Origin of the sequence: Afipia sp. P52-10 (assembly GCF_000516555.1) — a bacterium.
Taxonomy (GTDB): domain Bacteria; phylum Pseudomonadota; class Alphaproteobacteria; order Rhizobiales; family Xanthobacteraceae; genus P52-10.
In genome coordinates, this window is the sequence record NZ_AZSJ01000007.1 from 1,198,966 (window position 1) to 1,219,627 (window position 20,662).

Sequence of the window (20,662 nt, forward strand, 5' to 3'; positions counted from 1 at the left end):
CATAGACCAATAGCCTTCAAACCATGCATATCGCGCTGGCCCATCCCTTGCTACCATTGCCTTGCGGCCATCCACGCTCAAGATGACTTGAGGGGCGCGATGACTGAAGGGGGACGTGTCTGACGGCTTATGGTAGTAGCGTACGATGAGATGAATAAGCCTGATGGCGCTTTGCGTCAGGCCTATGAAGAACTCTCGCTCTGGCTCAAGGAGACGCCGCCGGACGCTTTGGAATATCGCCGCAAGGAGGCGGAACTGCTGTTCCGGCGGATCGGCATCACCTTCGCGGTTTACGGAGAGGCAGAGGCACAGGAACGGCTGATCCCCTTCGACGTGATCCCGCGGATCATCTCGGCGAAGGAATGGGCGATTCTGGATCGCGGCCTGAAGCAGCGCGTCAAGGCGCTGAACATGTTCCTGAGCGACATCTACCATGGCCGCGACATCCTGCGTGCCGGGCTGATCCCCGAGGACCTGATCTACCAGAACCCGGTGTTCCGGCCCGAAATGAACGGCCAGGACGTGCCGCACGATATCTATGTCCACATTGCCGGGATCGACATCGTCCGCGTCGATCCCGAGAAGTTCTACGTGCTGGAGGACAACGCCCGCACCCCGTCCGGGGTCTCCTACATGCTGGAGAACCGCGAGATCATGATGCGGCTGTTCCCGGACCTGTTCGCCCGGCACAGGGTGGCGCCGGTGGAGAACTACACCGACGAGCTGCTGTCGGCGCTGCGCTCGGTCGCGCCTGCGACCGCCACCGCCGAGCCCACCGTCGCGCTGCTCACGCCCGGCATCTACAACTCCGCCTATTACGAACACTCGTTCCTCGCCGACAAGCTCGGCATCGAGCTGGTCGAGGGGCGCGACCTGCTCGTCAAGGACGAGGAGGTGTTCATGCGCACGACCGAAGGGCTGAAGCGCGTGGACGTGATCTACCGCCGCCTCGATGACGACTTCCTCGATCCCCTCGCCTTCCGCCCCGACTCGATGCTCGGCGTGCCCGGATTGATGACCGCCTATGCGGCCGGCAACGTCACGCTGGCCAATGCGGTCGGCACCGGCATCGCCGACGACAAGGCGGTCTACAGCTACATGCCGGAGATCGTGAAGTTCTATCTCGGCGAGCAGCCGATCCTGAACAACGTGCCGACCTGGCGCTGCCGGCATCAGGACGATTTGCAATACGTGCTCGACAACCTGCACGAGTTGGTGGTCAAGGAGGTGCACGGCTCCGGCGGCTACGGCATGCTGATCGGCCCGGCCGCCACCAAGGAGGCGATCGCCGCTTTCCGTGACAAGCTGAAGAACCAGCCGGACAACTTCATCGCCCAGCCGACGCTTGCGCTCTCCACCTGCCCGATCGCGACCGACAAGGGCCTGGCGCCGCGCCATGTCGATCTGCGGCCGTTCGTGCTGACCGGGCGCGAGCACACCGCGATCGTGCCCGGCGGGCTGACGCGGGTGGCGCTCAAGGAAGGTTCGCTCGTCGTCAATTCCAGTCAGGGCGGCGGCACCAAGGATACCTGGGTGCTGGACGAATGAGCATGATCGCGACAAGTGGATACCGGTTCTCGGACCAGACCATGCTCGAGCAAAGATAACCGCATGCTCTCACGCACCGCCGAAAACCTGTACTGGCTCGCCCGCTACGTCGAACGGGCCGAATACCTCGCCCGCACCCTCGACGCGACACTGCGCGCCACCGCGCTGCCGAGCGCCTATGGCGGCAAGAGCAACGAATGGGAATCGGCGCTGGCCACCGCCGGTGTCGACCACGAATTCCATGCGCTGTTCGAGGAGGCGAACGAAAGAACCGTGGTCGAGTATCTGGCCTTCTCGCCCGACAACCCGTCCTCGATCCGCAACTGCATCGAGATCGCGCGGCTGAACTCGCGCTCGGTCCGCACCGCGCTGACCGGCGAGATGTGGGACACCATCAATGGCGCCTGGATCGAGCTGCAGCAGGTCTGGACCAATGCGCCGCGCACGCGCGACAACCTCTCCCGCTTCCTGCGCTTCGTGCAGGAGACCTCGCTGCGGTTCGATGGCTCCGCCTATCGCACCATGCTGCGCAACGACGCCTACTGGTTCTCGCGGCTCGGCCTGCATCTGGAGCGCGCCGACAACACCGCGCGCATTCTCGATGTGAAATACCACATGCTGCTGCCGGAGAAGGAGCATGTCGGCGGCCCGCTCGACTACTATCAGTGGACCTCGATCCTGCGCTCGGTGTCGGCGCTCACCGCGTATCACTGGGTCTATCGCGAGACGCTGAAGCCGTGGCTGATCGCGGACCTGCTGATCCTCAACAACTCGCTGCCGCGCTCGCTGGCAAGCTGCTACGAGAACCTCGTCCGCAACCTCGACCAGATCGGCGTCGCCTATGGCCGTCAGGGCCCGGCGCAGCGGCATGCGCGCGGCATCCGCAACCGGCTCGAACGCAGCGACATGGACACCGTCTTCCAGCACGGGCTGCACGAATTCATCGAGGAGTTCATCGGCGACAATGCCCGGCTCGGCGATATCATCTCCAAGCAGTATCTGACCTGAAGATCGTTCATGCGCCTGCGGATCTCCCACGAAACCACCTTCGCCTACGATCCGCCCGCCCCCGGCGTCATCCAGGTGCTGCGGCTGACGCCCGGCAACCACGACGGCCAGTATGTCGCCGACTGGAACATCGATCTGTCGGTCGATACCAAGCTCGATATGCAGCACGATGCCTTCGGCAACGTTACCCATGTCTTCACCCACATGCCGGGTGGCACTCCGCTGGAAAGCCTCACCGTGCAGGTGTCGGGGCTGGTGGAGACGCAGGACACCGGCGGTGTGCTGAAGGGCACTGTCGAGCGCTTTCCGCCCGGCTTCTTCCTGCGCACCACGCCGCTCACCGAAGCCAGCGCCGAGATGCGGACGTTCACCCGCGACCTTCAGACGAAAGCCGACAGCGACACGCTGCGTTTCCTGCACACGCTGCTGACGCAACTCGGCGCACGCATGACGTTGACGACGGATCCAACGAGCCCAGGAACCACCGCCATCGACGCGTTCGAGGCGCGGCGCGGCGTCTATCAGGACTACGCGCATGTGTTTGCAGCCTGCGCGCGCGCCGTCCACATTCCGACCCGTTACGTTTCGGGACATCTGTACCGGCCGAACGGCGGCACCGGGCCAAACGCCGGCCACGGCTGGACCGAAGCTTATGTGCCGGACCTCGGCTGGGTCGGTTTCGATCCCGTAAACGGCATCTGCACGACGGATGCCCACGCGCGGATTGCGATCGGCCTCGACTATCTGGGCGCAGCCCCCGTGCGTGGCACGCGCTACGGCGGCGGCAGCGAAACGGCGTCGGTGGCGGTAACCGTCGCCCAGGCCGGGCGGCACAGCCAGTAGCCTCGCGATGCCTGGCACGCCGGTTCTGATTCCATCGGCGGCGGAAATGCTCTAGAACCCCCGGGCAACGACAGGGGTTTGGAATGACTTATTGCTGCGGCATTCTGGTGCGCGAAGGGCTGGTGATGATCGCCGACACCCGCACCAATGCCGGCCTCGACAACATCTCGACCTTCCGCAAGCTGCACATCTTCGAGAATCCCGGCGAGCGGATCATGGCGGTCGCGACCGCCGGCAACCTCGCCATCAGCCAGTCGGTGCTCTCGACCCTGAGCGAAGGCGTGGAAAATCCGGAGACCGGTGAGCTCGAAACGCTGATGAACGCGCCGACCATGTTCAAGGCGGCACAGCGGATCGGCGCAGCGATCCGCCAGATCAGCGCCACCGAAGGCAAGGCGCTGCAAAGCGAGGACATCAACTTCGACGTGTCGTTCCTGTTCGGCGGCCAGATCATGGGCGGCCGCATGCGCCTGTTCATGGTGTACCCGGCCGGCAACTTCATCGAATGCACCACCGACACGCCCTACCTGCAGATCGGCGAGCACAAGTACGGCAAGCCGGTGCTCGACCGCGCCATCTCCTACGACGTCGATGTCTACGACGCGCTGAAGATCGGCTTGATCTCGATGGACTCGACCATGCGCTCGAACCTCGGCGTCGGCATGCCGATCGACGTGCTGGTGGTGCGCCCCGATACGGGCCGCGCCGATCTCAATCATCGCATCGAAGCGGGCGAGCCGTATTTCCACGACCTGCGCTCGCGCTGGTCGGCGGCGTTGCGCGCCGCGCATCAGAACATCCCGCGCCCGCCCTACAAGGGCACGACGTCCTGACGGAAGAAACGACACCTTCGGAGGTCCTCATGGCTCAGCACGACACGGCTCTGCAGAAAGTCGCCCTCGTCACCGGCGCGGGTTCAGGCATCGGCCGCGCCTCCTCGCTCGCGCTGATGAAGGCCGGCTTCCATGTGGTGCTCGCCGGCCGCCGCAAGGACAAGCTGGACGAGACCGCAAAGGCCGGACCGGAGGGCATGAGCCTCGCGGTCACCGCCGACATGACCGAGCCGGCCTCGATCGCCGCGCTGTTCGCCAAGACCATGGAGGTCTATGGGCGGCTCGATCTTCTGTTCAACAACGCCGGTGTCGGCACGCCGCCGGTGCCGCTGGAAGACCTCACCGTCGAGCAGTGGAAGACGACGGTCGATACCAACCTCACCGCGCCGTTCCTGTGCACCCAGCACGCCTTCCGAATCATGAAGAACCAGACGCCGCGCGGCGGCCGCATTATCAACAACGGCTCGATCTCGGCTTACGCGCCGCGGCCGTTCTCGGCGCCCTACACCGCGACCAAGCACGGCGTCTCCGGCCTGACCCGCGCCACCGCCCTCGACGGCCGCGCCTATGACATCGCCTGCGGCCAGATCGACGTCGGCAACGCCGCCACCGAAATGACCGAGCGCATGGCGGGCGGCATCCTGCAGCCGCGCGGCGACAAGATGGTGGAGCCGCGCATGGACGTGCAGAATGTCGCCGACGCCATCGTCTTCATGGCGACGCGCCCGCTCGACGCCAACGCGCTGTTCTTGAACATCATGGCAACGCAGATGCCATTCGTCGGCCGGGGGTGAGGCAGCGCTCTCTCCAATCGGAAAGCGTCCTTAACCTCTCCCCGCATGCGGGGAGAGGGTGCATGGCATCTGCTGGGATGACGCAGGGCTATGATCGCGCAGACATTGCACCTCCCCACGCGTTGCTGCGATACTCTCGGCAACATCTGGGGCCTCATGCTGCACCTTCAATCCGCGTTCGGTTGTCTCGCACTGCTTGCCATTGCCTTTGCGATCAGCGAGCGCCACCGCGCCGTCTCGTGGCGGCAGATTGCGCTCGGCCTCCTCGTCACCGTCGCCACCGCCGTCGTCCTTCTGAAAATCCCGTATGCCGCCAAGGCATTCGCCGTCATCAACGATGCGGTCGGCGCGATCGCCAACGCCACCCGCGCGGGCACGGCGTTCGTGTTCGGCTATGTCGGCGGCGGACCGCTGCCCTATGAGTTGAAGACGCCCGGCGCGGAATTCGTGCTGGCGTTCCAGGCGCTGCCGCTAGTGCTGGTGATGAGCGTGCTGACCACCCTGCTGTTCTACTGGGGCATCCTGCCGCCGGTCGTGCGCGGCTTCTCCTGGATGCTGGAACGCACGCTCAAGGTCGGCGGCGCGGTTGGCCTCTCGGCCGCTGCCAACATCTTCCTCGGCATGGTGGAAGCGCCGCTGTTCATCCGGCCGTATCTGAAGACACTCACGCGCAGCGAGCTGTTCCTCGTCATGACCGGCGGCATGGCCGGCATCGCCGGCACCGTGCTCGTGCTGTACGCAGTGATGCTGGCGCCGCACATTCCCGACGCGTCGGCGCATTTCGTCATCGCCTCGGTGCTCGGCGCACCGGCGGCGATCGTGATCGCGCTTCTGATGGTGCCCGAAATGGAGACCGCGCAGACCGCCGCCGATCTCGTCACGCCGCCGCCGGAGGCCGCCTCGACCATGGACGCCATCGTCCAGGGCACGTCGTCCGGGCTGCAGTTGCTGCTGAACATCGTCGCGATGCTGCTGGTGCTGGTGGCGCTGGTGCATCTCGCCAACGCGATGCTCGGTCTGCTGCCGGAGATCGGCGGCGCGCCGGTCTCGCTGCAACGCATGCTCGGTGCGATCATGGCGCCGGTCTGCTGGCTGATGGGGATTCCCTGGGATCAGGCGCTGACCGCGGGCAGCCTGATGGGCACCAAGACCATCCTCAACGAGCTGATCGCCTACATCGACCTGTCGAAACTGCCCGCCGACGCGCTCGATCCGCGTTCGCGGCTGATCATGCTCTATGCGATGTGCGGCTTCGCCAATTTCGGCAGCCTCGGCATCATGATCGGCGGCCTGACCGTGATGGCGCCGGAGCGGCGTGCGGATATCGTGTCGCTCGGCATGAAGTCGATCATCTCCGGCACGCTCGCCACTTGTCTTATGGGTGCGATCGTCGGCATGCTGAGTTAGACTGCCGTCACTGCGAACCTTTGGCTCCCTCGCAGTGATTGAGAGAAAAAACTCAGGCGATACGCAAGAACAACAACAGGAGAAGATGCCAATGGCACGGTTCGACGGCAAAGTGATTCTGATCAGCGGCGGAGCCCGCGGACAGGGTGCGGCGGAAGCACGGCTGCTCGTTGCGGAAGGCGCGAAGGTGGTGATCGGCGACGTGTTGGAGAAGGAAGGCACTGCGCTTGCCAAGGAACTCGGAATCGCCGCGACGTTCGTGCACCACGACGTGACCAGCGAGGCCGCCTGGACCAACGCCGTCAAGGCGGCCGAGAACTTCGGCGGGCTGCATGGCCTCGTCAACAACGCCGGCGTCTATCAACCGAAGAGCCTGATGGAGACCGACACGGCGCTTTGGGATCGCCACATCCGCATCAACCAGTATGGCTGCTTCCTCGGCATGAAGGCGGTCGTGCCGGCGATGGAGCGGACAGGCGGTGGCTCGATCGTCAACATCTCGTCGGGCGCGGGACTGCGCGGCTCGCCGCAGGCTTTCGCCTACAGCGCGACGAAATGGGCGCTGCGCGGCATGACGAAGTCGGCGGCGATCGACCTTGCGCGACACAAGATTCGGGTCAACTCCGTGCATCCGGGACCGATCGACACCGAGATGTTGAACGTACGCACGCCGGAGCAGAACGCCGCGCGGGTGAAGGCGGTGCCGATGAAGCGCCAAGGCACGGCCGACGAGGTCGCGCACCTCGTGCTGTTCCTATTGTCGGACGAGAGCGGCTATATCACCGGCGCGGAGGTCGCCATCGACGGCGGCATCACCGCTTAGCTTGCTGTTGCGAACGCTGGCCGAACGGCTCGTCGCTTTCGGCCAGCACCAGCACGTTCGTCGACGTTGACGGCGCGGTCTCCTGGCCCGTCTTGGGCGAGAGCGGCTCCAGATACGGGTGCAGCGGCTCGCGCGGCGCGGCGCTGATGTCATAGTTCAGGAACGCCATCAGCATCTGGAAACCGATCAAGAGCGTCAGCGCAGCGATCATGATCGTGCCGGTCGGCACGAACTCGTGCTCGGCCGCGGCGAGCCAATGATACAGGCCGAAGACGAAGCCGAACGCGAACAAGGCGAGGCCGAACACGAGCTGCAGCGACGCCAGCGAGACGTCGCGGAAGAAGTAGCGGTAGAGGATGCGCCGCAGTGTGTTGCGCAGATGCCCACCGAGAAACGGCAGCAGCACGCGCCCGGCATTGAGGTTGGAAACCTCGTCGCCGTAATGCGCGCGCATCGGAAACTCGACCACCTTGGCGCGCAGCAGGCCAAGATGATGCAACAGATCGGTCTCGAAGAAGAAACGCTTGGCGATCCGCTCTGCCGGCAGCAGCTCGGCGACGCGGCCATGGATCGCGAAGAAGCCGTTGGTCGGGTCCATCACCGTCCAGTAGCCGCTGGAGAGCTTCGCCATGAACGACAGCGCGAGGTTGCCGATCATCCGCACCGCCGGCATCGCCGCGGCGTTGGTGAGGAAGAAGAAGCGATCACCCTTCACATAGTCCGCCGTGCCGCTGGCGATCGCCTGGATCAGCGCCGGAATCTGCGCCGGGTCCATCTGTCCGTCGGCATCGAGCTTGACGATGATGTCGGCACCGCGACCGAGCGCATAACGCATGCCGGTCAGGAACGCGCCACCGACGCCCTGGTTCTCGTCGTGCATCAGCACGACGACGCGCGGGTCGGCGCATTGCGCGGACACCGCAAGGCCGGTGCCCTGCGGACAGGCGTCGTCGACCACGACGATGAGATCGATCTCATCGCCGATCGCCGCGATCACCGGCAGCACCGAGGCGGCTGCGCGATAGGCCGGAATGACAACGCAGTTCATCACCGCACATCTTGAAATTCGAAGGCTGCGTCCGCCGCAAATCCCAGCGCGGCACAGGCCCCAACCATTTCACGGCAGCCTTAAATTAAACCTTAAGTCGAAGGTCCTAGTTTGAGGCAAGCCCTGATAAAACGGGCGTTTTTCACGCTCTATTTGACGCCCTTGGAGTCTTTCACCCCTCCCGGGCTGAACGGTCCCAGGCTGAACGATCCCATGCCGGATACCCTAGATACGACCGCACGCGGCGAAGTGTCGCCTTCGGCCTTCAGGCGGAGCCTCGATGCGTGGCTTCCCGCAACGGCCGATCCGCGCGATCGCGAATTCCTGCGCGACCTGCTCGCGATGGGCGGCATCCTGTTCGTGCTCACGGCGATCGCCTATCTCGCCACCTGCGCCTGGACGCTGCCGTTTCCGCGCGACAAGACCGGCCTCGTGGTCGGCCGCGACTTCCTGAACCTATGGATGTATGGCCGCGCGGTCGCCGATGCCGATCCCGCCCGCTTCTATGACATCGCCGTCTACAACGCCGAGCTGACGAAGCTGCTTGGCGACGGCTATCCAGGACAGAACTGGCCGAACCCGCCGACCGCGCTGCTGGTGATGGCGCCGTTCGGTTTGCTCGGTTTCTTCCCTGCGCTGTTCGCCTGGCTCGCCATTGGCATCACCGCGCTCGCCCTCACCATGCGGCGCGTCCTGGCTGACGCCCGCGTGCTGCCGGTGCTGTTGGTGTCACCAGCGGCGCTGCTTTGCCTGATGTCGGGCCAGAGTTCATTCCTGACCACGGCGGCCCTGATCGGCGCGGTGGTCTGCTGGGATCGGCGGCCGCTGCTCGCGGGCGTCTTGCTCGGCCTGCTCACCGTCAAGCCGCAGCTCGGCATTCTCATTCCGGTGGCGCTGCTCGCCTCGCAGCGCTGGACGGTGTTCGCAACCGCCGCCCTCACCGCGCTCGCGCTGGCAGGGTTCGCCGCCGCACTGTTCGGGCCGGAGATCTGGATCGCCTACATCACCAAGGCGCTGCCGCTGCAGCGCGAGGTGCTGGCCGATCCCTCCGGCATCGCCATGCCATTCCATGCGACGATCTTCATGAACCTGCGCGGGCTGCTCGGCAACGACGTTGCGATGATCGTGCAGGCTGCGAGCAGCGTGGCTGCGGTTGCGGCCGTCGCATGGGCGTTCTGGTTCAAGCGCGATGCGGATGTCGCGGTGCTGTGCGCGCTGCTGCTCGCCTGCACCCAGGCCGCCTCGCCCTACATGTCCAGCTACGACCTGTTGCCGCTGACGCTGATGGCGCTGGTGCTGCTCGCCCGCGGCGAATGCGATGCCGCCGGGCGGCGGTTGGCGCAGCTCGTGTTCTGGATGCCGGCGCTGCAACTGCTGTTCGGCAGCATCCAGATGCCCGGCCCCGGCTTCATCGCGCCGGCACTGGCGATCTATCTCGTGCTGCGGCTGCGCGATAACACGCAGCCCGTCATTGCAGGGCGCGAGCAGAGCGAGCGAGCTCGGAATCCATAACCACCAGCGGGTGTCTGGAGTCCCGGCCGCGCGACCTCAAGACCGCTGTGCCCGCTTGAGCATTCGAGAGCGCTGAACGCGTTTGAACCCGAGTTCAGTCGCATATCCCGGAGCGACAACGTCCGTTGCGCCTCAGTCCCCTTCCATCACTGCAAACGGAACACGCCGTCCACCGCCTTGAAGTCCGCCGGCTTGATCAGCCGCGAATGGGCGACCGTCACCGAGAACAGCGGCCCATCCAGCTTCGCCTGCCAGAAGGCGAGAAACTCCTGCAGTTTCGGGAATTTCGGAAACAGGTCGTAATTCTGCCAGAGGTAGCTCTGCAGCAGCCATTTGCGGTCCGGCCGCCGATACAGGATCTCGGCCGTGGTCAGCCCGTAACCCTGCATCTGCAGGGTGAACTCTTCCGACGCGACGCCACCGGAACCGCTGTCGGGACGCGCGTGATGTGAACTCAGCTTGCATGAACCAACGTCATTCTCAGACATGCCAACCTCCATCTTCGGCATGAAAATTCTGACGCAGCACCAGGGTTCATCTCAAGCCCGAAAATTGAATAAAGTGTTGAAATACAAGACGTTGGCAGCATTGATCGCTGGCTGCTAGCAGCGGGGCACGGTAAGTTTGCCCGCCCGCTCGCGCAGCGATCGGGGCACGTTAGGGGGCCGCGCATGAGCCGTTTCACCGGCGAACTGACGATTACGCAACTCGATGCGGACTACCGCACCTGGCGGCTCGAACAGGATCTCGTCTACGAGGTCGGCGCCGAAGGCTCGGGCCGCGAAATCCGCGTGCCGATGCGATTCGAGACCGACGGCGCATCGATCCCGCGCCTGCTGCAATCCTTCCTGCCGACCTGGGGCCGCTACAGCCGTGCCGCCGTCGTGCATGACTACCTCTATAACGAACTGCGGCCAGGCACCGAGCCGCACCCGCAAGCGCCGACCCGCCAGGCCGCCGACGCTGTGTTCCGCGAGGCAATGGCCGTGCTTGGCGTCGGCTTCCTCACGCGCTGGGTGATGTGGGCGGCGGTGCGCGCCTTCGGCTTCCTCGCATTGCAAAAGGCGCGCTTCGTTGCCAAGGCCCAAGGCAAGCCGATGCCGGAGGAAGTCGCGCCCCGTCCCGAACTCGACATCGTCAGGAAGCGGAAGAGCGAGGGCTGAATCCTAGCCCGACGGCATGTCTCCCCTGCGATCCATTAACCACGCCTGCCGGATTTGGCAGCCTCGGCCTTCGAGTGCCAAAAAATTCTGCTATCGCCTTGATCGTCGCGACAGATCGGCCTATGTCAGCGGGGCTACGCGTAGCACTCACTCGTAGCGACTGCTAATATCAGGTAAAAACCCAGCAATCACAGTATTTTAGGAGAACAGCGATGAAGTTTCGTCCGCTTCACGATCGCGTTGTCGTCAAGCGCATCGATGCCGAGGAGAAAACCGCTGGCGGCATCATCATCCCCGACTCGGCCAAGGAAAAGCCCTCCCAGGGCGAAGTTGTCGCCGTTGGTCCGGGCGGCCGTGATGAGGCCGGCAAGCTGATCCCGATCGACCTCAAGGTCGGTGACCGGGTGCTGTTCGGCAAGTGGTCTGGCACCGAGGTCAAGATCGACGGCCAGGAGCTCCTGATCATGAAGGAGAGCGACATCCTCGGCGTCCTCGAAGGCGAGGCCAGCAAGAAGAAGGCCGCCTAAGCCGCTTCCTCATCCGCGAGGAGCCGGCGGCGCCGGCGTCTTCGCAAGGATGAGGTACAGAACCACCCCTCATCCTCGCGAAGATGCAGCCACACGCTGCACTCCTCCGGATGAGGCCTGAGACATCCGCTTCAAACAGATCTAGAGGAACGGAAAATATGTCAGCCAAAGAAGTCAAATTCTCGGTCGACGCGCGCGACAAGATGCTGCGCGGTGTCGACATCCTTGCCAACGCAGTGCGCGTGACGCTCGGCCCGAAGGGCCGTAACGTCGTGCTCGACAAGTCGTTCGGCGCTCCGCGTATCACCAAGGACGGCGTCACCGTCGCCAAGGAGATCGAGCTCGAGGACAAGTTCGAGAACATGGGCGCGCAGATGGTGCGCGAGGTCGCCTCGAAGTCGGCCGACGCGGCCGGTGACGGCACCACCACCGCGACCGTGCTGGCGCAGGCGATCGTCCGCGAGGGCGCCAAGTCGGTTGCCGCCGGCATGAACCCGATGGACCTCAAGCGCGGCATCGACCTCGCGGTCGAAGCCGTGGTCGAGCACCTGAAGGCCAACTCCAAGAAGGTCACCTCGAACGACGAGATCGCCCAGGTCGGCACCATCTCGGCGAACGGCGACAAGGAAATCGGCGACTTCCTCGCCAAGGCGATGGCCAAGGTCGGCAACGAGGGCGTCATCACCGTCGAGGAAGCCAAGTCGCTCGACACCGAGCTCGACGTCGTCGAGGGCATGCAGTTCGACCGCGGCTACATCTCGCCCTACTTCGTCACCAACGCCGACAAGATGCGCGTTGAGTTCGAGGACGCCTACATCCTCATCAACGAGAAGAAGCTCTCGTCGCTGAACGAGCTGCTGCCGCTGCTCGAAGCGGTGGTGCAGACCGGCAAGCCGCTGGTGATCGTCGCCGAAGACGTCGAAGGCGAAGCGCTGGCGACCCTGGTCGTCAACCGCCTGCGCGGCGGCCTCAAGGTTGCTGCCGTCAAGGCGCCGGGCTTCGGCGATCGCCGCAAGGCGATGCTGCAGGACATCGCGATCCTGACCGGCGGCACCGCGATCTCCGAGGACCTCGGCATCAAGCTCGAGAACGTCACGCTGAACATGCTCGGCCGTGCGAAGAAGGTGATGATCGACAAGGAGAACACCACGATCGTCAACGGCGCCGGCAAGAAGAAGGACATCGAGGACCGCGTGGCGCAGATCAAGGCGCAGATCGAGGAGACCACCTCGGACTACGACCGTGAGAAGCTGCAGGAGCGTCTCGCCAAGCTCGCAGGCGGCGTCGCGGTGATCCGCGTCGGCGGTGCGACCGAGGTCGAGGTGAAGGAGCGCAAGGATCGCGTTGATGACGCGATGCATGCGACCCGCGCGGCGGTCGAGGAAGGCATCGTTCCGGGCGGCGGCGTCGCCCTGCTGCGTGCTTCGGAGACCCTGAAGAAGATCCGCACCCAGAACGACGACCAGAAGACCGGCGTCGAGATCGTCCGCAAGGCGCTCTCCGCTCCGGCTCGCCAGATCGCCATCAACGCCGGCGAAGACGGCTCGGTGATCGTCGGCAAGGTGCTGGAGAAGGAACAGTATTCGTACGGCTTCGACTCGCAGACCGGCGAATACGGCAACATGGTCTCCAAGGGCATCATCGACCCGACCAAGGTCGTGCGCACCGCGATCCAGAACGCCGCGTCGGTTGCCGGCCTGCTCATCACCACCGAGGCGATGATCGCCGAGCTGCCGAAGAAGAACCCGCCGCCGGCGATGCCGCCGGGCGGTGGCATGGGCGGCATGGACTTCTAACGCGCAAGCGTTAGAAATCGCCGCCCCTTTCATGGAGATGCTCGAAGCCGGACAAGCCCGGCTTCGAGTGGCGGCATGGACTTCTAACGCGCAAGCGTTAGGCTCTATCGCTCAAGCGATCCCCAGCGATGTGAAAACCCCGGCAGCGATGCCGGGGTTTTTGTTTGTCTGAAAGTTCAGCCGCCCAAGCGGATGATCCCTCCAAAGCTTTTGCGGCGCGCCGCAGGACAGGTCTGATGCGAGCCCTCCGCCGCACGCGGGGCTGGGTTCGAACGTAGCGTTTGTGCTGCGGCGATTCGCCGCTAAAGTTAGCAATGCGGTTTGGGCCACCGCACTTTCCGGAACAGGACAGTTCCTAATCCGAAACTGGGGACGAAAGGAGCGTTGCACAGGATGTTTGGTGACGATCAGGTCGGCGCGCCGTTGCGGCAGAGCCTGTTCCGCCGCGTGTGGCTCGCAAGTCTCCTGTCGAATTTCGGTTCGCTGATCCAGGGCGTCGGCGCTGCCTGGGCGATGACCCAGATGACCACCTCGGCCGACATGGTCGCGCTGGTGCAGACCGCCTCGATGCTGCCGATCATGCTGTTGTCGGTGCCCGCAGGCGCCATCGCCGACATGTACGACCGCCGCAAGGTCGGCCTCGTCTCGCTTTTGCTGACACTCGCCTTTTCGATCATGCTCTCGGTCCAGGCCTGGTTCGGCTATCTTTCGCCCTACACGCTGCTGGCGTTCTGCTTCCTGATCGGCAGCAGCATGGCGCTGTTCGGCCCGGCTTGGCAGTCGTCGGTCAACGAGCAGGTGCCGCCGCCGATGCTGCCGGCCGCGATCACCTTGAACAGCATCAGCTACAACATCGCCCGCAGCTTCGGCCCGGCGATCGGCGGCGTGATCGTCGCGGCCGCGGGCGCGGTGGCCGCCTTCGTCGCCAACGCCATCGCCTATGTGCCGCTGCTGATCGTGCTCTACCTGTGGCGGCGCAAGCAGGAGCCGTCGCGGCTGCCGCCCGAAAAGCTGACGCGGGCGATCATCTCCGGCGTGCGCTACGTCACCAACTCGCCACCGATGCGCACGCTGATGCTCCGCGCGATGCTGACCGGCGCGGTCGGCGGCTCGATCTTCGCGCTCCTGCCGCTGCTCGTGCGCGATCACCTGCACGGCGACGCGCAGACCTACGGCGTCATGCTCGGCGCCTTCGGCATCGGCGCGATCCTCGGCGCGTTCTATGTCGGCCCGGTGCGCAAGCGGTTCGGCGGCGAGCTTGCCGTCTCCACCTGCCTGGTGATGATGGGCGTCGGCACGCTGGTCGCCGCCTTGAGCCCTTGGCCGGCGCTGACGGCGGCAGCCCTGGCGCTCACCGGCGGCGGCTGGATGATGTCGATGGCGCTGTTCAACATCTCGATCCAGCTCTCCGCCCCGCGCTGGGTTTCGGGCCGGGCGCTGGCCGGCTTCCGCAGTTCGAACTCCGCCGGCCTCGCCATCGGCAGCTGGGCCTGGGGCTATGCGGCCGATCACATCGGCGTCGACAAGGCGCTGATCCTGTCGGCCGCCGCCATGTGCCTGTCGCCGCTGATCGGCCTGTGGCTGCGCATGCCCGACGTCGTGGACGGCAGCAACCAGGACGCCGAAGCCGTCGCCGACCCGGAAGTGCGGATGCTGCTGTCGCCGCGCTCGGGACCGATCGTCATCGAAATCGAGTACCGCATCGATCCGAAGAACGCGCGCACCTTCTACGGGCTGATGCTGCAGGTGCAGTTGAACCGGCAGCGCAACGGCGCCTATGGCTGGTCGATCGCCCGCGACGTCGCCGACCCGGAGCTGTGGACCGAGCGCTATCATTGCCCGACCTGGCACGACTACCTGCGCCAGCGCAGCCGCCCGACCCAGGCCGAGCGCGCGCTGCAACGAAGCGCGACGGAGTTGCACATCGGCCCCGAGCCGGTGCGGATCCGGCGCATGCTGGAGCGGCCGTTCGGCTCGGTGCGGTGGAAGGACGACACGCCGGACAACGCGGCAACGACCGAGGTGATCCCGATCCCCTCGCAATCGAGCAGCAGCGCGTGAATCCATGCATGCGCTGAAGGGCTAAGGTCACGCAATCCGTTTCAAATCGACGAACCCGTCTGGACGTCGCCGAACGCCGTTTGGACCGATGATGTGCTAAAGCATGATCCGGAAAAGCGTGAAGCGGTTTCCGAAGAGATCACGTTTAAACAATAAAGCGCGGCCATGCTTCATCCAATTTCATCGCTCTAGCCGGCGTCGATCGCCTCGCGGATGGCTCGCTTCAGCGTCTCGTTGCTGTAGGGCTTCACCAGCAGCGGCTCCCCGGTCGGCAGCCGGCCGGCCGATCCGCCGTCATGATCGCCTGAGGTGGCGATCACCTTCAGCGCCGGCCAGCGCTGTTTGATGGCGGCGGCAAGCGTCAGACCGTCCATCGATCCCGGCAACTGCAAATCCGTGAAGACCAGCGCGATGTCGTTGCCGCCCTCGATCAGGGCGATGGCCGCATCCGCATCGGCGGCCTCGACGACGGCAAAGCCTGCTTCGCGAATTGTGTCCACGGCATCCATCCGCAGCAACGCTTCATCCTCGACCACCAGAACCACGGTCTTCGGATCACTTCCATTCAACATCGCTGACGCTCCCTGATACGAGTGACAAGCAACAGCGGCACCATTTGGTTCCTTACACGATCAGCATCTGCCATGCGCGACAGCGGCACGCTCGACGTGGTCTCGATACGCAGGAAACGCGCGCTATCAGGATGCCAATGCCGAACAAATCGGCTCTTGAAGGACCTCTCCTTATACACATGCGCGCCCCAAGACTGCATTCTTCCCTGAAGACATTCACAGCGCCGCTTGACAATCTTTCTACTAAGTTTATATTCCTAGTTGTCCTGCCCCGATGAGAGGGGCGTTCGCGATCGTCACGACCGCGGGGCGGGATGCGGTGGCCCCGCGCGGTGTTCGATCCGCGGTTGTTCGGCATGGCGGGTCCATGCGCGACAACAGGCGGTGACGACCACGCCGCGTCGGAGGACGGCCCAAGTTGCATGGTCCTGGCGCGGCGGCCCGCGCCTTCGACTGACGGTGGTGCCAGCATCGGACACCGGGGGTCATGCAAAGCAAGCCGTAAAACCATCGCGTGCGGAACGCCGGACGCATCCGGCGTGACCGTGGTGGCTAACTCGTGTGCTTGTTTTCATTTGCACGCGAGGCTGCGGACGCGTCGCGCGTCCGGCGTTCCGCGCGCCCTCTTGAAAGGGAGGGCGGGAATGTTCACCGCAAAACTCGGGCGCATTGCGCCGCGAGATCGCGAAGCCGTGTGTGAAGCGAGAAGTCATATGTGAAGCGACGAAAGAGGTTTTGAAGGCGGGTTGGACCGCTTTGCAAATTGGCGACGAGGACAACGCTATTCATGGTGAGGAGCGGCGCAAGCATGATCCCCGAAAAGTTCGAAGCGGTTTTCGGACGGGATCATGCTCGAACTCGAACAAGGCGCGTCGCGTCTCGAACCATCAGGCCGCAATGGAGCCGCCTTGGCCTCACCCTTCGAGACGCGCGCCCGCGCGTCAGGATGAGAACCAAACCGACACATTCAGCCGTCATCCAAGCCACGCCCGCGCCGGCGTATGACCGCAGGATGACAGCAGTGAACAAGACCGAGCCTAAAACGGGTAGACGACAGCGCGGCGGATCGCAAAATAGCCGCAAGCCACGCCCTGAAATGAGTCAGGTCCAAAAATGCCAACGACCACGGCGGGACCCACATATTGCGCGTACATCCGGCGCAGAAGGTCTCAGCGTGGTCGTCCCGGCGACGGAGCCTGTGAAGGCATCGACATCGCCGTTGCAAGGCATATGGTGATGGGAAAACGGTTTACAAGGGGTTAATGATGGCAAAATCCACCGCCGCGAGGGCCGGAAAGATCTACACGGGGATCGGCGGCTGGACCTTCGAGCCCTGGCGCGGCGTGTTTTACCCCGAGGGCCTGCCGCATGCGAAGGAACTCGAATACGCCGCGAGCCATCTGACCTCGATCGAGATCAACGGCACCTTCTATCGCACCCAGACGCCGGCGACCTTCCGCAAATGGGCATCCGAGGTGCCGCCGGGCTTCGTCTTCTCCGTCAAGGGCGTCCGCTACGTCACCAATCGCCGCGTGCTGGCGGAGGCCGGCGACTCGCTGAAGAAGTTTCTCGACTCCGGCGTGCTCGAGCTCGGCGACAAGCTCGGCCCCCTGCTCTGGCAGTTCAACCCGACCAAGAAATTCGACGAGGCCGACTTCGGCAAGTTCCTCGAGCTGCTGCCGCAGACGCTGGCCGGCCGCAAGCTGCGCCATGTGATCGAGGTGCGGCACGACAGCTTCAAGACGCCGGCCTTCATCGCGCTGCTGCGTCAGTTCAACGCCGGCATCGTCTATTCCGAGCACGAGACCTACACCGAGATCGCGGACGTGACCTCCGACTTCGTTTATGCGCGGCTGCAGAAGGGCCAGGACACCATCAAGACCTGCTATCCGCCGAAGCAACTCGACGCCTGGGCCGCGCGGCTGAAGACGTGGGCGCAGGGCGGCCAGCCCGACGATCTGCCGCGCATCGACAAGAAGGATGCGCCGAAGCAGCCGCGCGACGTGTTCGCCTACGTCATCCACGAGGGCAAGGTGCGTGCCCCGGCCGGCGCGATGGAATTGATCAAGCGGCTGTCGTGATCCCGGAGCCGAGTTCAGATCAGAGCGCCATTGGCTGGCAAGCGAGGAGAACGACGGAGATGCCGAGGAAGCCCAAGCTGTTCACCATCGGTTACGAGCAGACGCCCCCGAAAGCCGTGCTCGACGAACTCGAACAGGCGGGCGTCAAACTGCTGGTCGATGTGCGCGCCGTCACGTCGTCGCGGCGGCCGGGTTTCTCGAAGAACCAGCTCGCGGCGGGCTTGCAGGAGCGTGGTATCGCCTATCTGCACCTGAAAGGACTCGGCACCCCGAAGGAAGGCCGCCTCGCCGCCCGCTCCGGCGACATCAAGACGCTGCAACGCATCTACGCCAAACACCTGAAGACACCACAGGCGAAGGAGGAGATGGACGAACTTGCGACGCTCGTCAGCAAGGCCGGGCCGGTCTGCCTGCTCTGCTACGAGCGCGACCACAAGAACTGCCACCGCACCTTCATCGCCGAGATCATCGAGGATAAACAGGGCGTGGCGGTCGAGAACCTGGTCGCGCCGCAGCTATGAGATGCGGCTCAATCCAGCGTCCGGCGAAACCGCGTCACCGCGATCGTCATCGCGAACAGCGTCAAAACCAGCAGTGCCACGGCGTCATATTGCAGGTTCTCCAGCGACGCCCCTTTCAGCATGATCGCACGCACGATCCGCAAGTAGTGCGTCAGCGGCAGCGCCTCGCCGATCCACTGCGCCCATTCCGGCATGCCGGCAAACGGAAACATGAAGCCCGACAGGAGGATGTTCGGCAGGAAGAACATCATCGACATCTGCATCGCCTGCAATTGGTTCTGGGCGATGGTGGAGAACGTGTAGCCGATCGACAGGTTGGCGGTGATGAACAGCGTCGAGAGCAAGGCCAGCATCGTCAGGCTGCCGAGGATTGGCACGCCGAACAGCAGCACGCCGAGCGATATGATCAGCGCCGCCTGCAGGAAGCCGACCAGCACATAAGGAATGATCTTGCCGAGCATCACCTCCACCGGCTTGATCGGCATCGACAGCAGGCTTTCCATCGTGCCGCGCTCGACCTCGCGCGTTACCGACAGCGCGGTGAAGATCAGCATCGTCATGGTCAGGATCGTACCGGTCAATCCCGGCACGATGTTCAGCCGCGAGGCGCCCGCCGGATTGTAGCGGGCATGGGCGCGCACCTCGAATGGCGGCTGTTCTGTCGTGCCGGCCACGCGGTCGTGCGCCAGCGCGGTCGATGTGATCCGGCCGAGCGTTCCGAGCGCCGCGCTCGCGGCCACCGGATCGGTGGCATCGGCCGCGACCAGCAGCGCCGGTTGATCACCGCGGCGCACGGCCCGCTCGAAGCCACGGGGAATCTCGATGCCGAACAGCACGGTTCCGGATTCGAGCAGCCGATCGAACTCCTGCTCCGTGCGCACCTGATGGGTGAAGCGGAAGTACGCGGTGTTCTCCAGCGCCTTCAGCACCGAGCGGGCGAGATCGCTGTCTTCCTGCAGCAGCACCGCGGTCGGCAGGTGGCGCGGCGTAGTGTTGATGGCGTAGCCGAACAGCAGGAGCTGCATCACCGGAATCATGATGATCATCGCGAACGACACGCGGTCGCGCTTGAGCTGGATGAACTCCTTCAGCAGCATCGCCCAGGTTCGCCGCAACGCGGCAAAGCGCGGCTCGGGGCGGTCCTCTGGACGGTACGTCATCGTCATTGGAAATTGTCCTTCGCGCGGTTCATCAGCTCGATGAACACGTCTTCGAGCGACGGCTCGCCGCGCTGCCAGGTGATCCCTTGACGCGAACGGTATGGCGCGATCGCAGTCTCCAGCGCCTCTGCATCGCGTCCCGACACATGCAGGCTGTTGCCGAACGGCGCGACCATATCGATGCCCGGCTTGCCAGTCAGCTCCCCCTGCAAGCCGTTCAGGTCCGCGCCGCTCACCGTGTATGTGATCAACGCCGAATTGGCGATCACCTCCTCCACCGTGCCGCGCACCAGCAGCTGGCCATAGGCGATGTAGGCGATCTCATGACAGCGCTCGGCCTCGTCCATGTAGTGGGTCGACACCAGCACGGTCAGCCCTTCGGCCGCGAGCGCATGGATCTCGTTCCAGAACTCGCGCCGCGCCTTCGGATCGACGCCGGCGGTCGGCTCGTCCAGCAGCAGCAGTTGCGGGCTCGGCAGCGTGCAGGCGCCGAGCGCGAGTCGTTGTTTCCAGCCGCCGGACAGTTCGCCGGCAAGCTGCTCCTCGCGGCCCTGAAGGCCGAGCCGGCCGATCATGTCACGCGCCGCCGCGCGCGGATCAGGAAGCCCATAGAGGCGGGCGACGAACTCCAGGTTCTCGCGCACCGACAGATCCTGATAGAGGCTGAAGCGCTGTGTCATATAGCCGACGTGACGGCGGATCGTGTCAGCCTCGGTGCGGATATCATAGCCGAGACAGGTGCCGTCGCCGCTGTCGGGAGTGAGCAGGCCGCAGAGCATGCGGATGGTGGTGGTCTTGCCCGACCCGTTCGGACCGAGGAAGCCGTAGATCGCCCCGCGCTTGACCTGCATCGACAGGTCGCTGACCACCTTGCGGCCGCCGAACGATTTCGACAGACCGCGCACGTCGATGGCGATATCGGCGGCGACAGCAGGCTCTGCGGGTTTGACGTCGCTCTGCATGGC

Annotated in this window: 19 protein-coding genes; 14 read left to right on the plus strand and 5 right to left on the minus strand. The window is 64.5% G+C overall.

The features are described 5' to 3' along the window. Nucleotides 1-129 precede the first annotated feature (129 nt). The 7 genes from X566_RS23000 (at nt 130) to X566_RS23030 (ending at nt 7,256) form a co-directional block, all read left to right on the plus strand. Nucleotides 130-1,548, plus strand: a complete 1,419-nt coding sequence (locus X566_RS23000) for a circularly permuted type 2 ATP-grasp protein (protein WP_034471941.1) — start codon at nt 130-132, stop codon at nt 1,546-1,548. A 63-nt stretch (nt 1,549-1,611) separates the two neighbouring features. Next, the gene (locus tag X566_RS23005) at nt 1,612-2,556 is read left to right on the plus strand and encodes an alpha-E domain-containing protein (RefSeq protein WP_034471944.1); all 945 of its coding nucleotides are present in this window, start codon (nt 1,612-1,614) and stop codon (nt 2,554-2,556) included. Nucleotides 2,557-2,565: 9 nt separating this feature from the next. After that, the gene (locus X566_RS23010) at nt 2,566-3,399 is read left to right on the plus strand and encodes a transglutaminase family protein (protein ID WP_034471946.1); all 834 of its coding nucleotides are present in this window, start codon (nt 2,566-2,568) and stop codon (nt 3,397-3,399) included. A gap of 83 nt (nt 3,400-3,482) precedes the next feature. Beyond that, entirely contained in the window at nt 3,483-4,232 is a 750-nt protein-coding gene (locus tag X566_RS23015; RefSeq protein WP_034471949.1) for a peptidase, read from the plus strand. A gap of 29 nt (nt 4,233-4,261) precedes the next feature. Then, nucleotides 4,262-5,026 (plus strand): SDR family oxidoreductase, encoded by a 765-nt coding sequence (locus X566_RS23020; RefSeq protein WP_034471952.1) that lies wholly within the window; start codon nt 4,262-4,264, stop codon nt 5,024-5,026. A 156-nt stretch (nt 5,027-5,182) separates the two neighbouring features. Further along, nucleotides 5,183-6,433, plus strand: coding sequence for a NupC/NupG family nucleoside CNT transporter (locus X566_RS23025; RefSeq protein ID WP_034472870.1), 1,251 nt, complete (start codon nt 5,183-5,185; stop codon nt 6,431-6,433). Between the two features lie 91 nt (nt 6,434-6,524). Further along, nucleotides 6,525-7,256 (plus strand): glucose 1-dehydrogenase, encoded by a 732-nt coding sequence (locus tag X566_RS23030; RefSeq protein ID WP_034471955.1) that lies wholly within the window; start codon nt 6,525-6,527, stop codon nt 7,254-7,256. On the opposite strand, the gene X566_RS23035 is transcribed toward X566_RS23030, so the two are convergent. Continuing rightward, complete coding sequence (locus tag X566_RS23035) at nt 7,246-8,304, minus strand: glycosyltransferase family 2 protein (protein WP_081740428.1); 1,059 nt, start codon at nt 8,302-8,304, stop codon at nt 7,246-7,248. The genes X566_RS23030 and X566_RS23035 overlap by 11 nt on opposite strands. A 213-nt stretch (nt 8,305-8,517) precedes the next feature. On the opposite strand from X566_RS23035, the gene X566_RS23040 reads away from it, so the two are divergent. After that, nucleotides 8,518-9,816, plus strand: coding sequence for a glycosyltransferase family 87 protein (locus X566_RS23040; RefSeq protein ID WP_081740431.1), 1,299 nt, complete (start codon nt 8,518-8,520; stop codon nt 9,814-9,816). 146 nt (nt 9,817-9,962) lie between these two features. On the opposite strand, the gene X566_RS23045 is transcribed toward X566_RS23040, so the two are convergent. Further along, nucleotides 9,963-10,205 (minus strand): usg protein, encoded by a 243-nt coding sequence (locus X566_RS23045; protein WP_051444497.1) that lies wholly within the window; start codon nt 10,203-10,205, stop codon nt 9,963-9,965. 282 nt (nt 10,206-10,487) lie between these two features. On the opposite strand from X566_RS23045, the gene X566_RS23050 reads away from it, so the two are divergent. From X566_RS23050 to X566_RS23065, 4 genes are all read left to right on the plus strand, one after another. Next, on the plus strand, nt 10,488-10,979 hold the full coding sequence (locus tag X566_RS23050; protein ID WP_051444451.1) for a DUF1353 domain-containing protein: 492 nt from the start codon (nt 10,488-10,490) through the stop codon (nt 10,977-10,979). 212 nt (nt 10,980-11,191) lie between these two features. Next, on the plus strand, nt 11,192-11,506 hold the full coding sequence (groES, locus tag X566_RS23055; protein ID WP_034471957.1) for a co-chaperone GroES: 315 nt from the start codon (nt 11,192-11,194) through the stop codon (nt 11,504-11,506). A gap of 158 nt (nt 11,507-11,664) precedes the next feature. Further along, on the plus strand, nt 11,665-13,302 hold the full coding sequence (groL, locus tag X566_RS23060; RefSeq protein WP_034471959.1) for a chaperonin GroEL: 1,638 nt from the start codon (nt 11,665-11,667) through the stop codon (nt 13,300-13,302). Nucleotides 13,303-13,695: 393 nt separating this feature from the next. Then, nucleotides 13,696-15,363, plus strand: coding sequence for an MFS transporter (locus X566_RS23065; protein WP_034471960.1), 1,668 nt, complete (start codon nt 13,696-13,698; stop codon nt 15,361-15,363). Between the two features lie 188 nt (nt 15,364-15,551). On the opposite strand, the gene X566_RS23070 is transcribed toward X566_RS23065, so the two are convergent. Continuing rightward, nucleotides 15,552-15,935, minus strand: coding sequence for a response regulator (locus X566_RS23070; RefSeq protein WP_034471961.1), 384 nt, complete (start codon nt 15,933-15,935; stop codon nt 15,552-15,554). Nucleotides 15,936-17,197: 1,262 nt separating this feature from the next. Between X566_RS23070 and X566_RS23075 the strand changes: the two genes are divergently transcribed. Beyond that, entirely contained in the window at nt 17,198-18,016 is an 819-nt protein-coding gene (locus X566_RS23075; RefSeq protein ID WP_409337842.1) for a DUF72 domain-containing protein, read from the plus strand. A gap of 59 nt (nt 18,017-18,075) precedes the next feature. Beyond that, a complete protein-coding gene (locus X566_RS23080) occupies nt 18,076-18,537 on the plus strand; it encodes a DUF488 family protein (protein ID WP_034471962.1) in 462 nt (153 codons plus the stop codon). Between the two features lie 8 nt (nt 18,538-18,545). Here the strand turns inward: X566_RS23080 and X566_RS23085 are convergent, their stop codons facing one another. Both X566_RS23085 and X566_RS23090 read right to left on the minus strand, forming a co-directional pair. Beyond that, nucleotides 18,546-19,703, minus strand: coding sequence for an ABC transporter permease (locus tag X566_RS23085; RefSeq protein WP_051444452.1), 1,158 nt, complete (start codon nt 19,701-19,703; stop codon nt 18,546-18,548). After that, entirely contained in the window at nt 19,700-20,659 is a 960-nt protein-coding gene (locus tag X566_RS23090) for an ABC transporter ATP-binding protein (RefSeq protein WP_051444453.1), read from the minus strand. The genes X566_RS23085 and X566_RS23090 overlap by 4 nt, the downstream gene beginning before the upstream one ends. Between the last annotated feature and the right edge of the window lie 3 nt (nt 20,660-20,662).

What these genes read in the sequence shown, in the direction of transcription:
- X566_RS23080 (WP_034471962.1), top strand. Translation starts at nt 18,076, where the DNA reads ATGCCGAGGAAGCCCAAGCTGTTCACCATCGGTTACGAGCAGACGCCC.
- X566_RS23015 (WP_034471949.1), top strand. Translation starts at nt 3,483, where the DNA reads ATGACTTATTGCTGCGGCATTCTGGTGCGCGAAGGGCTGGTGATGATC.
- groES (WP_034471957.1), top strand. Translation starts at nt 11,192, where the DNA reads ATGAAGTTTCGTCCGCTTCACGATCGCGTTGTCGTCAAGCGCATCGAT.
- X566_RS23030 (WP_034471955.1), top strand. Translation starts at nt 6,525, where the DNA reads ATGGCACGGTTCGACGGCAAAGTGATTCTGATCAGCGGCGGAGCCCGC.
- X566_RS23025 (WP_034472870.1), top strand. Translation starts at nt 5,183, where the DNA reads ATGCTGCACCTTCAATCCGCGTTCGGTTGTCTCGCACTGCTTGCCATT.
- X566_RS23045 (WP_051444497.1), bottom strand. Translation starts at nt 10,205, where the DNA reads ATGCAGGGTTACGGGCTGACCACGGCCGAGATCCTGTATCGGCGGCCG.
- groL (WP_034471959.1), top strand. Translation starts at nt 11,665, where the DNA reads ATGTCAGCCAAAGAAGTCAAATTCTCGGTCGACGCGCGCGACAAGATG.
- X566_RS23010 (WP_034471946.1), top strand. Translation starts at nt 2,566, where the DNA reads ATGCGCCTGCGGATCTCCCACGAAACCACCTTCGCCTACGATCCGCCC.
- X566_RS23000 (WP_034471941.1), top strand. Translation starts at nt 130, where the DNA reads ATGGTAGTAGCGTACGATGAGATGAATAAGCCTGATGGCGCTTTGCGT.
- X566_RS23035 (WP_081740428.1), bottom strand. Translation starts at nt 8,304, where the DNA reads ATGAACTGCGTTGTCATTCCGGCCTATCGCGCAGCCGCCTCGGTGCTG.
- X566_RS23065 (WP_034471960.1), top strand. Translation starts at nt 13,696, where the DNA reads ATGTTTGGTGACGATCAGGTCGGCGCGCCGTTGCGGCAGAGCCTGTTC.
- X566_RS23070 (WP_034471961.1), bottom strand. Translation starts at nt 15,935, where the DNA reads ATGTTGAATGGAAGTGATCCGAAGACCGTGGTTCTGGTGGTCGAGGAT.
- X566_RS23040 (WP_081740431.1), top strand. Translation starts at nt 8,518, where the DNA reads ATGCCGGATACCCTAGATACGACCGCACGCGGCGAAGTGTCGCCTTCG.
- X566_RS23090 (WP_051444453.1), bottom strand. Translation starts at nt 20,659, where the DNA reads ATGCAGAGCGACGTCAAACCCGCAGAGCCTGCTGTCGCCGCCGATATC.
- X566_RS23050 (WP_051444451.1), top strand. Translation starts at nt 10,488, where the DNA reads ATGAGCCGTTTCACCGGCGAACTGACGATTACGCAACTCGATGCGGAC.
- X566_RS23020 (WP_034471952.1), top strand. Translation starts at nt 4,262, where the DNA reads ATGGCTCAGCACGACACGGCTCTGCAGAAAGTCGCCCTCGTCACCGGC.
- X566_RS23085 (WP_051444452.1), bottom strand. Translation starts at nt 19,703, where the DNA reads ATGACGATGACGTACCGTCCAGAGGACCGCCCCGAGCCGCGCTTTGCC.
- X566_RS23075 (WP_409337842.1), top strand. Translation starts at nt 17,198, where the DNA reads ATGATGGCAAAATCCACCGCCGCGAGGGCCGGAAAGATCTACACGGGG.
- X566_RS23005 (WP_034471944.1), top strand. Translation starts at nt 1,612, where the DNA reads ATGCTCTCACGCACCGCCGAAAACCTGTACTGGCTCGCCCGCTACGTC.